General features: G+C 65.1%; 8 protein-coding genes. 4 read left to right on the top strand and 4 right to left on the bottom strand.

The genetic code is table 11. The features are described from left to right. Positions 1-8: 8 nt before the first annotated feature. On the bottom strand, positions 9-791 hold the full coding sequence (locus B0I00_RS08620; protein ID WP_100866961.1) for an SDR family NAD(P)-dependent oxidoreductase: 783 nt from the start codon (positions 789-791) through the stop codon (positions 9-11). A gap of 37 nt (positions 792-828) precedes the next feature. Continuing rightward, positions 829-2,001 (bottom strand): acetyl-CoA C-acetyltransferase, encoded by a 1,173-nt coding sequence (locus B0I00_RS08615; RefSeq protein ID WP_100866960.1) that lies wholly within the window; start codon positions 1,999-2,001, stop codon positions 829-831. Positions 2,002-2,407: 406 nt separating this feature from the next. On the opposite strand from B0I00_RS08615, the gene B0I00_RS08610 reads away from it, so the two are divergent. Together B0I00_RS08610 and B0I00_RS08605 are read left to right on the top strand one after the other, a co-directional pair. Then, positions 2,408-5,674: a TonB-dependent receptor domain-containing protein gene (locus B0I00_RS08610; protein ID WP_100866959.1), complete on the top strand. Its 3,267-nt coding sequence runs from the start codon at positions 2,408-2,410 to the stop codon at positions 5,672-5,674. 90 nt (positions 5,675-5,764) lie between these two features. Further along, a complete protein-coding gene (locus tag B0I00_RS08605) occupies positions 5,765-6,637 on the top strand; it encodes a prolyl hydroxylase family protein (RefSeq protein ID WP_157812509.1) in 873 nt (290 codons plus the stop codon). Here B0I00_RS08605 and clpB read toward each other — a convergent pair. Next, on the bottom strand, positions 6,634-9,216 hold the full coding sequence (gene clpB, locus B0I00_RS08600; protein ID WP_100866957.1) for an ATP-dependent chaperone ClpB: 2,583 nt from the start codon (positions 9,214-9,216) through the stop codon (positions 6,634-6,636). The two genes, B0I00_RS08605 and clpB, sit on opposite strands and share 4 nt — an antisense overlap. Positions 9,217-9,862: 646 nt before the next feature. On the opposite strand from clpB, the gene B0I00_RS08595 reads away from it, so the two are divergent. Both B0I00_RS08595 and B0I00_RS08590 read left to right on the top strand, forming a co-directional pair. Then, positions 9,863-12,760, top strand: a complete 2,898-nt coding sequence (locus tag B0I00_RS08595; protein ID WP_100866956.1) for a M16 family metallopeptidase — start codon at positions 9,863-9,865, stop codon at positions 12,758-12,760. Positions 12,761-12,809: 49 nt separating this feature from the next. After that, positions 12,810-13,109 (top strand): hypothetical protein, encoded by a 300-nt coding sequence (locus tag B0I00_RS08590; RefSeq protein ID WP_100866955.1) that lies wholly within the window; start codon positions 12,810-12,812, stop codon positions 13,107-13,109. Between the two features lie 58 nt (positions 13,110-13,167). On the opposite strand, the gene B0I00_RS08585 is transcribed toward B0I00_RS08590, so the two are convergent. Continuing rightward, entirely contained in the window at positions 13,168-14,049 is an 882-nt protein-coding gene (locus B0I00_RS08585) for a hypothetical protein (RefSeq protein WP_100866954.1), read from the bottom strand.

The raw sequence follows: 14,049 nt of genomic DNA, 5'->3' as shown, positions 1-14,049 counted from the left end.
AGTCATGCTTAGCGCGGCGCCATGCGGATGCCGCCGTCGAGGCGCACGTCCTCGCCGTTGAAGTAATCGTTCTCGATCATGCACATCGCAAGGTTGGCATATTCGACCGGATTGCCGAGGCGCTTGGGGTTGAGCACCGTGGCGGCGAGCGCGTCGCGCACGTTCTGCGGCGCACCGGCGAGCAGCGGAGTGTCGAAGATGCCCGGCAGGATGGTGTTGCAGCGGATGCCTTCGCTGGCAAGGTCGCGCGCGATCGGCAAGGTCATGCCGACGACGCCGCCCTTCGACGCCGAATAGGCGGCCTGGCCCATCTGCCCGTCCTCGGCCGCGACCGAGGCGGTGTTGACGATGGCGCCGCGGCCGCCGCCTTCCTGCGGTTCGAGCGTCAGCATGCCGGCCGCCGACTTGGCGATGCAGCGGAAGGTGCCGACGAGGTTGATCTGGATGATCCAGTTGAACGCATCAAGCGGGAAGTGCTTGATGCTGCCGTCTTCCTTGCTGCGGCTGGCGGTCTTGATCGCGTTGCCGGTGCCCGCGCAGTTGACGAGGATGCGTTCCTGGCCGTGGGCCTCGCGCGCCTTGGCGAAGGCGGCGTCGACGCTGGCGTCGTCAGTCACGTTGCATTCGCAGAACACGCCGCCGATATCGGCAGCGACGGCCTTGCCCTTTTCTTCCTGCAGGTCGAAGATCGCGACCTTGACGCCCTTGGCGGCCAGCGCGCGAGCGGTTGCCGCGCCAAGGCCCGAAGCGCCGCCGGTAACGACTGCGGCCACAGTGTTGTCGAGTATCATTCTGGTTTCCTCTGTCTTGTGGGTTGCCCCGTAAATCTCACATCATTTCGACGATGGTCACGTTGGCGACGCCGCCGCCTTCGCACATCGTCTGCAAACCGTACTTCTTGCCCCTCGCCTTGAGCGCGTGGAGCAGCGTTGCCATGAGCTTGGTACCCGAGGCACCGAGCGGATGGCCCAGCGCGATCGCACCGCCGTTGACGTTGAGTTTTTCCGGATCGGCGCCGGTGTGCTTGAGCCAGGCCATCGGTACCGAGGCGAAGGCCTCGTTCACTTCGTAGAGATCGATGTCGCCGATCGCCAGTCCTGCGCGCTGCAAGGCCTTGTCGGTTGCGAACAGCGGCTCTTCCAGCATGATCACGGGATCGCCCGCGGTCACCGCCAGGGTGTGGATGCGCGCCAACGGCGTCAGGTTGTAGCGCTTCAGGGCCTCTTCCGAAACGACCAGCGCAGCCGACGACCCGTCGCAGATCTGGCTCGACGTGGCAGCCGTCAGTCGGCCGCCCTCGGTCAGCAGCTTGACCCCGGCGATGCTCTCCAGCGTCGCGTCCATGCGGATGCCTTCATCGACAGTGTGCATCGCCGCGCCTTCGGGCGTTTCAATCGCGATCGGCACGATTTCGCCGTTGAACGCGCCGCTTTCGGTCGCGGCTTTTGCGTTCTTGTGGCTCTTCAACGCGAAGCGATCCATGTCGTCCTTCGAGAAGCCGTGCTTCTGCGCGATCATTTCCGCGCCGGCGAACTGGGTCCAGTTGGGGCCCGGGTAGTTGGCCTCGATTCCCGGAGAGCGCGAGGCGCCCAGCCCTTCCTTCATGAACAGCATTGTCGTGCTGCCCATCGGCACGCGGGTCATCGATTCGACGCCGGCGGCGATCACCACGTCCTGCACGCCGCTCATCACCGCCTGCGCCGCGAACTGGATCGCCTGCTGCGAAGAACCGCACTGGCGGTCGATCGTCACGGCCGGAACCGACTGGGGCAGGACCTTGGAGGCCAGCACGGCGTTGCGGCCGACCTGGTTGGCCTGCTGGCCGCCCTGGCTGACGCAGCCCATGATCACGTCCTCGATTCCTGCCGGGTCGATCCCGGTGCGGGTGACAAGGTCGTCAAGCGTGGCCGCGGCCAGATCGACCGGGTGGATACCCGCCAGACGACCGCCGCGGCGGCCCCCGGCAGTGCGGATGGCATCGACGATATAGGCTGCGGGCATGGCTGGGCTTCCTCTCGCGAACAGTGTGTTTAACCGTTCGATTAAAGGGCAACGCCGACTTGGTCAATTGGCGATTGCGCGAAAGCCGCGCGCAGCTTCAAAGCGCCTAGGATTTACGGCTGCTCGGGAAACAAAGTTTCAACCTGTCATGCCAACTTGCATTGTTGGTTTCTCGGACTTCAGTTCCAACGCAAACAATGGCAACAGAGTGCTATGTGGATAATACACCACATTGCTGTCACATGTTTGCAACAGGTCACGACAACATTCTAATCGCGCAATTAAGGCTTATTGCGCACCGCCCTTACATCGACAAAGCCTAGCGAATCGCTGCCTGTACCCGGGTGGCGCTTATGTTCGTAACTCGGCAATCAGGCCGTGTGCGGGTCGAAGGGGCTCAAACCTAATGAACACGCTCAAGCTCGCGCTTGGCTTGACGACTGCTGTCGTCGCGCTCAGCGCCGGTGCCGCCCAGGCACAGGACACAACCGTAACCACGCCGTCGACCGTCGCTTGCGACGATACCGATGCGAACGGTGTCTGCGACGCCGATGAAAACACTGGCACCATCGTCGTCACCGGTTCGCGCATCGCGCAGCCGAATGCGGATTCGGCCAACCCGATCACCGTCGTGCGCGGTGAGGCGCTGTACGAAACGGGCCAGGTCGCGGTTGGCGACGTGCTCAACGAGCTTCCCCAGCTGCGCAACACCTACAGCCAGCAGAACTCCACCCGCTTCCTCGGTACCCGCGGCCTGAACCTGCTCGATCTGCGCGGCCTCGGATCGTCACGCACCCTGGTGCTGGTCGACGGCCGCCGCCATGTTGCCGGCGATATCCTCGTCAACGGCGTGTCGCCTGACGTGAACACCATCCCGACCGATCTGATCGAGCGCGTCGACGTCGTCACCGGCGGCGCATCGGCGGTCTACGGCTCGGACGCCATGGCCGGCGTGGTCAACTTCATCCTGAAGAAGAACTATGACGGCGTGCAGCTGCGCGGTCAGGCCGGCGTGTCGAAGTACGGCGATGCGGGCAATCAGTATGCCTCGCTGCTGGCAGGCAAGAACTTCGCCGACGATCGCGGCAACGTTGCCGTCAACCTCGAATACGCGCACACCAGCCGCTTCCTCGCCTCGGGCCGCCCGAACCTGCGCCAGAACGACGCGTTCGTCGTCGTCGACACCGACGCGGCGGGCTCGCTCAACGGCTCGGACGGCGTGTCTGACCGTCAGTATTTCTACGACATCCGCTCGACCACCATCTCGACCGGTGGCCAGGTCGGCATCCGCTATCCCAATGCCGGCGCGCCGTGCGGGGTCGATTCGGTCGGCAACGCCTACACCTGCGCCTACCTGTTCCAGCCTGACGGATCGTTGATCCCGCAGACGGGCCTGCGCATCGGTCTCGGTCCGAACGGGAACTTCGTCGGAGGCAACGGCTATTCGGGTCGCGAAGGCGAACTGCTGGCGCTGACGCCGGACCTCCAGCGCTATTCGGCCAACATGCGCGCGCACTTCGAGATCACCCCGGCACTCGTGCCGTTCCTCGAAGCGAAGTACGTCCGCAGCGAAGCATACGGTTCGCAAAGCGGTCCGTTCTTCTCGCAGGGCCAGACGCTGAGCGACGGCGTCGCCGTGTCGGGCTTCAACGACCGGTCCTATGCATCGACGACCACTGCTCCGGCAGGCACTGTCAACCGCGAAGGCATTCGCCTCGACAACCCCTACCTGACGGCCCAGGCTCGCACCCTGCTGACCACGCAGCTGCTCGCGGCGCTTAACGCCAACGTCAACCCCAACACCGGGACTGCGTTCACCACTTCCGCCCAGTCGCAGGCCAACCGCGCCGCCGCGATCGCGCAGGTGAACAACGGCACATTCCGCTTCAGCAACCGCCGCAACTACGTGGACCTGGGCATTCGCGACGAAAAGATCGTTCGCGAAACCTACCGGATCGTCGGCGGCCTGCGCGGCGAGTTCAACGACGACTGGAACTACGAGCTCGCGCTGAACTATGGCGAGCATCGCGAAACCAACTCGATCAAGAACAACATCAACCGTCAGCGCTTCCTGCTGGCGAATGATGCGGCGGTGAACTCCGCCGGCCAAATCGTCTGCCGCTCGCAGATCGATTCGCGCTATGCTGGCACCGATCGCGGTGGAAATCCGGCGCAGCTCGCAGCCGATATCGCCGCGTGCGTTCCGATCAATCCCTTCGGTGACGGTTCGGTGACCGACGCAGCCCGCCAATACCTGACGGTGGATTCGCTGGCGACCGGCAAGATCACGCAGTTCGACGTGCTCGGCTACGTCACCGGTGATCTTAGCGGCCTGTTCGAACTTCCGGGCGGACCGATCGCGTTCTCGGTGGGCGGCGAATACCGCCGTGAAACCAACGAGTACGACCTGGATGACATCACCCAAGCCGGCTACGCGTTCTACAACGCGATCCCCGCCTTCACGGCTCCGGCCTTCGAAGTGAAGGAAGCCTTCGCCGAAGTCCAGGTTCCGCTGCTCAAGGATGTGCCGTTCTTCCAGGAACTCACGCTGCGCGGCAATGGGCGCGTTGCGGACTACAAGGGCAAGACCGGTACGGTTTACGCCTATGGCGGTGAAGTGCTGTGGAAGCCGATCCGCGACCTGACCCTGCGCGGTACCTATGCCCGCTCGGTGCGCGCTCCGAACCTGTCCGAACTCTATTCGGCCCAGTTCCAGAACTTCGCGCCGGCACCGAACGATCCGTGCTCGGAACGCAACCTGGCAAACGGTTCGACCTACCGCGCCGCGAACTGCGCAGCGGCTGGGCGGCCGACCGGCTACGACTTCGTCTACACGTCGTCGCTCGAAATCAGGGGTGGCGGCAATCCGGACCTCGAAGCCGAAAAGTCGGATTCGTACACCCTGGGTGCCCTGCTCGAACCGCGGTTTATCCCTGGCTTCGCCATCTCGGTCGACTTCTACGACATCACGATCAAGAACGTGATCACCTCGATCGGTTCGGCGCAGACGATCCTCAACCAATGCTATGACTCGCCCACGCTCGACAACCTGTTCTGCGGGCTGTTCGAACGTGCTGGCGCCAGTGGCGGTCCGCGTGGGGAAATTCCCTTCCGCGTTCTGGAAGGCTCGCTGCTGCAGTCCACCGCGAACTTCGCCAAACTGAAGGTTCGCGGCATCGACGCTCAGGTGACGTACAGCCACAAGTTCGACTGGGGTGCGCTGAACCTGCAGGGTGTCTACACGCACCAGATCAAGAACGAATCCTACACCGATCCGCTGCAGCCGACGTTCCGTAACGTGTTCATCGGCGAACTGGCGGACCCGCAGGACGAGTTCAACATCAACGCCTCGCTCAAGATCGGCAAGGTCACGCTGGGTTACGGTCTGCGCTTCATCGGCGAACAGTACCTCAACACCTACGAAGACTATAACTCGGTGAACGGCCTTGCGCCGCAGAACACCGACTATGCGCCGATCCAGCGCTACCCGACTGTCACCTATTCGGACGTTCGCGCCGAACTGGAAGTCGACAACCGCTTCTCGATCTACTTCGGTGTCGACAACCTGTTCGACAAGAAGCCGCCGTACGGTCTGACCGGTGTCGGCGCTGGCTCGGGCATCTTCGACAACCGCGGCCGCTACATGTACACGGGTGCCGTTGCGAAGTTCTAAGCATCAAGGACTGACTGATGGATGGGGCGGATACGGCAGTATCCGCCCCATTTATTTTTGCCCCGGAGGCAGGCAAGACATACAGCCGGCATGACAGAAGCAATTACCCAGGTTCTGCGGCACCTTGCCGCTCGCGAGTTAAGCGAGGCGCGATCCACGCTCCGCCACCTTGCGCAGGCGGGCGATCCCGAGGCATCGCTGCTGGAAGTGACCCTGACCGCCAACGGTACCGGCGGTGCGCCGGACTGGCGCAAGGCCTTTGCGCAGCTCGCCGATTGCGGCGCGCGCTTCGGAGGGGAGTTTGCCGACCAACTGGCGCTCATGGAACAGATGGACCTGGATCGGGACGGCTATCCCAAGCGCCTACCCGAGGGCGATCTGATCGACGCTTCGATCCAGATGCAGCGGTTCGAGGGATTTCTCTCGCCTGCCGAATGCGCCTTCATCGCAAGGACGGCGTCAGACATTCTGGCCCCGTCGATGGTCGCCGATGCGCGAACCGGTGCGTTCAAGGCACATCCCGTGCGCCGATCTTCCGAAGCCCCGATCGGCCCGACGCGCGAGGCCCTGCCGATCCAGGCCATTCTTCGCCGGATCGCCAAAGCAAGCGGCACGGCCGTTACGCAGGGCGAAGCGCTGACAGTCCTGCACTATGCGCCCGGGCAAGAGTATCGCCCCCATCTCGATACGCTTCCCGACACGGCCAACCAGCGGCAAAAGACGTTCATCCTTTACCTCAACGACGCCTTCGATGGCGGCGCCACCCATTTCGACGTGCTGGGCATCACCGTGAAGCCACGCGCGGGCGATGCGCTCGTGTTCGACCTGGTCGGTCAACACGGTAGCCCCGCGATGGCGGCGCGCCACGCGGGGCTTCCGGTGACGGCCGGCGCGAAATGGATCGCGACGCGGTGGATCCGCGCGCGCCCGTTCGACGTCTGGCGCGGCCCCGAAGCGGCCTAACCCACCGCCATCGTCAGCGCGCCGTCGCCCTCGTCGATCCGCACCGTGCTGCCGTCGGGCACTTCGCCGCCGAGCAGCTTTTCCGCCAGCGGATCCTGCAGGTAGCGCTGCACCGCGCGCTTCAGCGGGCGCGCGCCATAGACTGGATCGTAGCCGACCCGTCCCAGCCAGCGCTTGGCCGCGTCGGTCAAGTCGAGCGTGATCTTGCGGTCCTTGAGCAACGAAGCAACCCGGCCGACCTGGATGTCGACGATCGGCGCCATATGCTCCTGGCCCAGGCGGTGGAACAGGATAATCTCGTCCAGGCGGTTGAGGAATTCGGGCCGGAAATGCCCGCGCACCACTTCCATCACCTGCGGTTCGACGCTGTCGACGTCCTGACCTTCCTCGAGGTTGGCTAGGTACTGGCTGCCAAGGTTGCTGGTCAGGATGATCAGCGTGTTGGTGAAATCGACCACGCGGCCCTGCCCATCGGTCAGGCGCCCGTCGTCAAGCACCTGGAGCAGCACGTTGAACACGTCGGCGTGGGCCTTCTCGACCTCGTCGAACAGCACGACCTGGTAGGGCCGGCGGCGCACCGCTTCGGTAAGCACCCCGCCTTCATCGTAACCGACATAGCCCGGAGGCGCGCCGATCAGGCGGCTGACCGAATGCTTCTCCATGAACTCGGACATGTCGATGCGGACCATCGCGGTGTCATCGTCGAACAGGAAGCCGGCGAGCGCCTTGGTCAGTTCGGTCTTGCCGACGCCCGTCGGGCCGAGGAACAGGAAGCTGCCGAGCGGCCGGTTCGGATCCTGCAGGCCCGCACGCGCGCGGCGCACAGCCTTGGACACGGCGACCACGGCGTCGGACTGACCGATGACCCGCTTGCCGATCACTTCTTCCATCTTGAGCAGCTTCTCGCGCTCGCCCTCCATCATCTTGTCGACGGGGACGCCGGTCCAGCGGCTGACGACGGCGGCGATATCCTCGGCCGTCACCTCCTCGCGCAGCAGCATGTTCGAGGTATCGACGTTCTGCGCCTCGGCGAGCTGCTTCTCGAGCTCGGGGATCTTGCCGTAGGACAGTTCGCCCGCCTTGGCGAGATCGCCGGCCCGCTGGGCCTGCTCCAGTTCGATCCGTGCGGCGTCGAGCGCTTCCTTGATCTTGCCTTCGGCGGCGATCTTGTCGCGTTCGTTCTGCCAGCGGGTGGTCAGTTCGGCCGACTGCTGCTCAAGGTTGGCGAGTTCCGCCTTGAGGGTGTCGAGCCGGTCCTTGCTGGCCTGGTCGCTTTCCTTGGCGAGCGCCATTTCCTCGATCTTGAGCTGGATGATCCGCCGGTCGAGCACCTCGATTTCCTCGGGCTTGCTCTCTACCTCCATGCGGATGCGGCTGGCGGCCTCGTCCATCAGGTCGATCGCCTTGTCCGGCAGGAAGCGGTCCGAGATGTAGCGGTTGGACAGCGTGGCTGCGGCGACGATCGCCCCGTCGGTGATCCGCACGCCGTGGTGCAGTTCGTAGCGGTCCTTGAGGCCGCGCAGGATCGAGATCGAGTCCTCGACCGTCGGTTCGCCCACGAACACCGGCTGGAACCGCCGCTGCAGCGCGGGGTCCTTTTCGACGTACTTCTGGTATTCATCAAGCGTCGTCGCGCCGATGCAATGCAGTTCGCCGCGCGCCAGCGCCGGCTTCAAGAGGTTGCCCGCGTCCATCGCGCCTTCCGATTTGCCCGCCCCTATCAGGGTGTGCATCTCGTCGATGAACAGGATGATCTCGCCCTCGGCGCCTTTCACTTCGTCGAGCACGGCCTTGAGGCGTTCCTCGAACTCGCCGCGGTACTTGGCCCCGGCGATCAGCGATCCCATGTCGAGGCTCATCAGACGGCGGTCCTTGAGGCTGTCGGGCACGTCGCCGTTGGCGATGCGCAGCGCAAGGCCTTCCGCAATCGCGGTCTTGCCCACGCCAGGCTCACCGATCAGCGCCGGGTTGTTCTTGGTGCGGCGGGCGAGGATCTGGACGGTGCGGCGGATTTCCTCGTCACGGCCGATGACGGGATCGAGTTTGCCGTCGCGGGCCGCCTGGGTGAGGTCGCGCGCGTACTTCTTCATCGCGTCATAGGCGTTTTCGGCGCTGGCGTTGTCCGCCGTGCGCCCGCCGGTCAGTTCCTGGATCGCGGCTTCCAACGCCTTGGTGTCGACGTTCGCGGCCTTCAGCGCCTGCCCCGCCGGGTTGGTCGTGCCGAGCGCCAGTGCCTGCAGCATCCGCTGCACCGAAACGAAACTGTCGCCCGCCTTGGCGGCAAGCTGTTCGGCCTGGTCGAGCACGCGCACGGCGTCGTTTTCAAGACCGGGTGCGCCCTGCGCGCCCGAACCTGAAACACCCGGAATCTTGGCCAGTGCCTTATCGACCTCGGCCTGGGCTATGCCGACATTGCCGCCCGCGCGCGTGATAAGCCCGGCCGCCATGCCTTCGCTGTCTTCGAGCAGCGCCTTCAAGATGTGTTCGGGCGTAATCCGCTGGTGGTTCATGCGGATTGCCACGGTCTGCGCGCTCTGCAGGAAACCCTTGGCGCGGTCGGTGAATTTCTCGAGGTTCATGGGTGTATCAGCCTCCTGTTACACCGAAAGGTAGTGTTGCCGTTTGGCAACACAAGAGGCAGTGCAACAAAAAGGGCGGCCTGCGTCAAGCAGACCGCCCCTGTGTCCCCCCAAGGGCTTGCGATCAGTGGACGCCGATGGTGTCGGCGTTGCCGTCGGGATCGTTCCTGACCGTGCCGCCGCTGCGGATCGCACCCGCCAGCAGCAGGCCGGCAAAGTGCGGCGCTCACCCGACGGACCTTGACCTGGACCGTACGATCCCCGGCCGGCTCGACCGTCACCTTGGCCGGGCTTGCGACATCGAAGCGCAGAACCAGATCGCTGCCGGCGATCTCGAATTCGGCCATGCGAACCAGACCCTTGTGCGACTGGCGCGCGGGCGCAAGGCGCGCTGCAACATGAAGAAAGCGGCCCTCCCGCAGCCCGTTGAACGAGCTGGAAAAAGCAAGACTAGCGCCGATAAGGGATCCGCAAGCGTGCCCCGGGGCGAATTGCGAGGGTATGTGTGGCAGGGCGACGGAGCATCCCTGCTGGTCGCCGGTGCGGCCAGTCATGCGGTTCGTCGAAATGTCGTGGCGGTTGACGCCGAAGGCGTTTGGATCCCACACCTTGCCGCACAACCACCAGTGCCCAATCGGGGAAATCCATGCGCCAGTTCGCCGCCGTCTCGCTTATTGCCCTTGCCCTCAGCGCCTGCACCACCGCGCTGCCCGACCGGGTGGCCAGCGCGCCGCCGGCTGCTCCTGCGGCCGTGGCGGAACCCGCGCCGGCCCCGCTCGCCGATCTGGTTCGCGCGGTCGACATTCCCTACGAAAGCTTCACCCTGGCCAACGGCCTCAAGGTCATCGTCCACACCGACCGCAAGGCGCCGATCGTCGGGGTGACGACCTATTATCGGGTCGGGTCCAAGCACGAGCCGCGCGGCAAGACCGGCTTTGCCCACCTTTACGAACACCTGTTCTTCGGCGGATCGGAGAACGTCCCCAACTTCGACGTGCCGCTGGAAGGCGCGGGATCGACCAGCACCAACGGCTCGACCTGGTACGATCGCACCAATTATGTCGAGACCGTGCCCAAGGGTGCGCTCGACCTGGCGCTGTTCATGGAAAGCGACCGCATGGGCCACCTGCTGGGCGCGGTGACGCAGGACAAGCTCGATAAGCAGCGCGGCGTCGTCCAGAACGAGAAGCGCCAGGGCGACAACCAGCCCTACGGCCTCGAGGACTATGCGATCGGCGATGCGCTGTTCCCGATCGGCCACCCCTATCGCCATTCGACCATCGGCTCGATGGCCGATCTGAGCGCCGCCTCGCTGACCGACGTGCGCAAGTGGTTCACCGACAACTACGGCCCCAACAACGCGGTGCTGGCGCTGACCGGCGATATCGACGCCGCCACTGCCCGCCCGCTGGTTGAAAAGTGGTTCGGCGACATCAAGCCCGGGCCGCTCGTGCCCGTCGTCGCCGCCGCGCCTGTCACCCTCTCCGCGCCGGTGACCCGCGACCTCGCCGACCAGGTGCCCAACCTGCGGCTGACCCGCTCGTGGAGCGGCCCGGGCATCAACGATGCCGATACCGAGGCGCTGATGGTCGGCATGGACATTCTCGGCGGCCTTGCCTCCTCGCGGCTGGACAACGCGCTGGTTCGCGGCAGCGAGCAGGCCGTTCAGGTCAGCGCCATGGCCCAGCAGCACGAGCAGTTATCGTTCCTGCAGGTCGCGATGATGGTCAAGGACGGCGTGGCCCGCGCCGATGCCGAACGCGCACTCGACGCAGTGATTGCGAAGTTCTTGGCCGATGGACCGACCGAGGACGAGGTGCGCCGGTCGGCCACCCGGCTGGTCAGCCAGGAAATCGGCCAGCTCGAACAGGTCGGCGATTTCGGCGGCAAGGGCATGACGCTGGCCGAAGGGCAGCTCTATTCGGGCGATCCGGCGGCCTACAAGAAGCAGCTTGAAAAGATCGCCGCGCTGACCCCGGCCGAGGTCAAGGCCGCGATGAACCGCTGGCTGTCGCGCCCGGTCGCTGCGATCAACACGGTCCCCGGCACCCGCACCGAAAAGGGCGAAACCATGGGCGGCTGGGGCGACGAGGCGACCACCCCGGCGCCGGCGCCCGACGCCAAGAAGCCCGCGCCCAAGCTGGCCACCGGACCCAAGCGCACCGCGCCGCCGGTCGCGCCAGTCGGCGATCTGGCCTTCCCCGCGATCGAGCGCGCCAAGCTGGCCAACGGCATCCCGGTCACCCTGGTGCGGCGCACCAGCATTCCCAAGGTCGCGATGAGCCTCAATTTCGACGCCGGCACCGCCGCCGACGCGCTCGACCGCCCGGGCACGCAGTCGCTGATGCTCGGCCTGCTCGACGAAGGCACCGCCACCCGCGACGCGACCCAGATCGCCGAAGCCCAGGAACGGCTTGGCGCCACGATCAGCGCCGGTCCGGGGATCGACAGCAGCGCGGTGTCGATGACCGCGCTGTCGGCCAACCTATCCCCGTCGCTGGCGCTGCTGGCCGACGTGGTGCGCAACCCCGCGTTCCGCGATGCCGACGTCGCCCGCGTCCGCGACCAGCGGATCAGCGAAATCGCCCAGGTCGAATCCAACCCGGGCGGTCTTGCCGTGCGATCGCTCGCCCCGATCCTGTTCGGCGCGGGTCACCCCTATGGCCTGCCCGGCGACGGCCTGGGCTTCAAGGCGGATGTGTCGGCCCAGACCGCGCAAAGCTTGAAGGCCGCGCACCAGCGATGGATCCGCCCCGAAACGCTGAAGATTACCGTCGTCGGCGATATCACCATGGACGCGCTGCTGCCGATGCTGAACGCCAGCTTCGGCGACTGGGCCGCCCCGGCTGGCATTGCCATGGCGGTAAAGGACATCGCCCGCCCCGCCCCCGCGCCGCAGCCGCGGATCGTGCTGATCGACCGGCCCAATTCACCGCAGTCGGTGATCGTCGCCGGCCGGGTCCTGCCACTGACCGGGCGCGATGCCGACAAGGAGGCGCTCGACCTCGCCAACGAGGTGCTGGGCAACGGCTTCCTCAGCCGCCTCAATCTCGACCTGCGCGAGGACAAGGGCTGGTCCTATGGCGTGCGCTCATCGGTTTCGAGCCCGCTGGGGTCGCGCGCGTTGACCGTGGTAGCCCCGGTCCAGGCCGATCGCACCGGCGATTCGATCAAGCTGATCCTGGCCGACATGGCGGCCTTCCCGGCCAGCAAGCCGGTCGACAAGGTCGAACTGGCCCGCGTCACCGACGGCAACGTGCGCGGCCTTCCCAACCGCTTCCAGACCAACGCCCAGGTGCTGGGCGCGGTCGTCACCAACGAACGACTGGGCCGGCCGGACAACTATATCAGCACGCTGGCCAGCCGCTACCGCGCGATCGATGCCGCGGCGATCGACACGATGGCCCGCACCTACCTTGGCAAGGACGGACTGACCTTCGTGGTGGTGGGCGATCGCAAGGTGGTCGAACCGCAATTGAAGTCGGTCGGCCTGCCGGTCGAAGTGGCAAGCGCGGTTGACTCCGCGTCGAAGGCAGGCAAGTGAGTCGCTAACTTACCCGGCTGTAAGTTGCACTAAGACGAGGAGAGCAGCAATGTCCGTTTCCGGCACCTACGAATGCGTGACCAAGACCCCGATGGGCGACCAGAAAAGCGACGTGACCATCGTCGCCGACGGTGACACCTTCACCGGCACCAACGCGGGCCAGATGGGTTCGATGGCAATGGAAGACGGCAAGGTCGACGGCAACAAGCTGACCTGGACGATGAACATGACCGTCCCGATGCCGATGAAGCTTGAAGGCGAAGCGACCATCGACGGCGACACGCTGACCGGCACGGTCAAGGCCGGCGCTTTCGGCAGCTTCCCGATCAACGGCACGCGCAAGGCCTGAGGGATCACCCTTCACCGATGAGGGCGCCGGAAGCAATTCCGGCGCCCTTTTTCGTGTCTTAAGATTTCTTCTTGAGCGCCGGCTGGCCAGTGATCGCAAAGTCAAAGATCTTCGCGCTGGTCGCTCCCATGCCAGCCATGCCGGCACCGCCGCCGGTCGATACCTGCACCAGGAAGCCGTACTGCCCGTCGGTCAGCGCGGCATCGGGGCGCACTTCGTAAACGCCCGAGCGGATTTGCCGCGCTGTGAACGGGATGCGGTCCTTGTCCATCACCCCGGCCTTTGCGCCGCCAATGTTGAACTTGCCCACCTTGGCTTCTCGGCGATCGTCCTTCACGTCGAACCGGACGAGACTGAACTCCTGCGGCGAGGTAACTGCACCGGCGTTGAACACGGCCGAGCTGCCGCCCTTGTTGCCCTGGTCGAAGAAGAAATAGAACGTCGGGCGCCCGCCATTGGCGACCGTCTTCGCCGCCGGACCAGGCACAACCGACTTGAAGCTCATCGAGGCGAGCCCGCCGGTCAGTGCATAGCCAAGGAAGCCGCCGGTCTTGGTCTGGTTGCTGGTCGTGGCATCGATCGCCATCATGCGCGGCTGGGCCTGCCAGTCGTTGAGCAGATAGACGCCGTTGGCATGCGGCACCGCGGGATCGGGCGAATCGACCGACAGGACTTCACTGGCAGTCGCTACCTTGCGGTTTACCGCTTCGATCATCGCGGCAATCACCGCGCTGGAAACGCCCTGCGACTTGAGGTTGATCAGCGCGCCGGTCGACGTGTCGTATTCGGCATCGCTGCCCTTGATCTTGGCGACGACCGCCTCATCCCCCAGACCGATCTTGACCAGATCGACCACACTGGTGTTGTTAAGCGTTTCGGCCTGCGCCGCCGAAGCAGACAGCGCGGCAAGCGCCGCGGCGGCGATAAACAGTGTCTTCAT

This window comes from Novosphingobium kunmingense, assembly GCF_002813245.1.
Classification (GTDB): Bacteria; Pseudomonadota; Alphaproteobacteria; order Sphingomonadales; family Sphingomonadaceae; genus Novosphingobium; species Novosphingobium kunmingense.
This window is presented reverse-complemented; position numbering and strand designations above follow the sequence as displayed.

Excerpts from the sequence above, each read along its gene's own strand:
- B0I00_RS08590 (WP_100866955.1), top strand. The coding sequence starts at position 12,810 with ATGTCCGTTTCCGGCACCTACGAATGCGTGACCAAGACCCCGATGGGC.
- B0I00_RS08595 (WP_100866956.1), top strand. The coding sequence starts at position 9,863 with ATGCGCCAGTTCGCCGCCGTCTCGCTTATTGCCCTTGCCCTCAGCGCC.
- clpB (WP_100866957.1), bottom strand. The coding sequence starts at position 9,216 with ATGAACCTCGAGAAATTCACCGACCGCGCCAAGGGTTTCCTGCAGAGC.
- B0I00_RS08605 (WP_157812509.1), top strand. The coding sequence starts at position 5,765 with ATGACAGAAGCAATTACCCAGGTTCTGCGGCACCTTGCCGCTCGCGAG.
- B0I00_RS08620 (WP_100866961.1), bottom strand. The coding sequence starts at position 791 with ATGATACTCGACAACACTGTGGCCGCAGTCGTTACCGGCGGCGCTTCG.
- B0I00_RS08585 (WP_100866954.1), bottom strand. The coding sequence starts at position 14,049 with ATGAAGACACTGTTTATCGCCGCCGCGGCGCTTGCCGCGCTGTCTGCT.
- B0I00_RS08610 (WP_100866959.1), top strand. The coding sequence starts at position 2,408 with ATGAACACGCTCAAGCTCGCGCTTGGCTTGACGACTGCTGTCGTCGCG.
- B0I00_RS08615 (WP_100866960.1), bottom strand. The coding sequence starts at position 2,001 with ATGCCCGCAGCCTATATCGTCGATGCCATCCGCACTGCCGGGGGCCGC.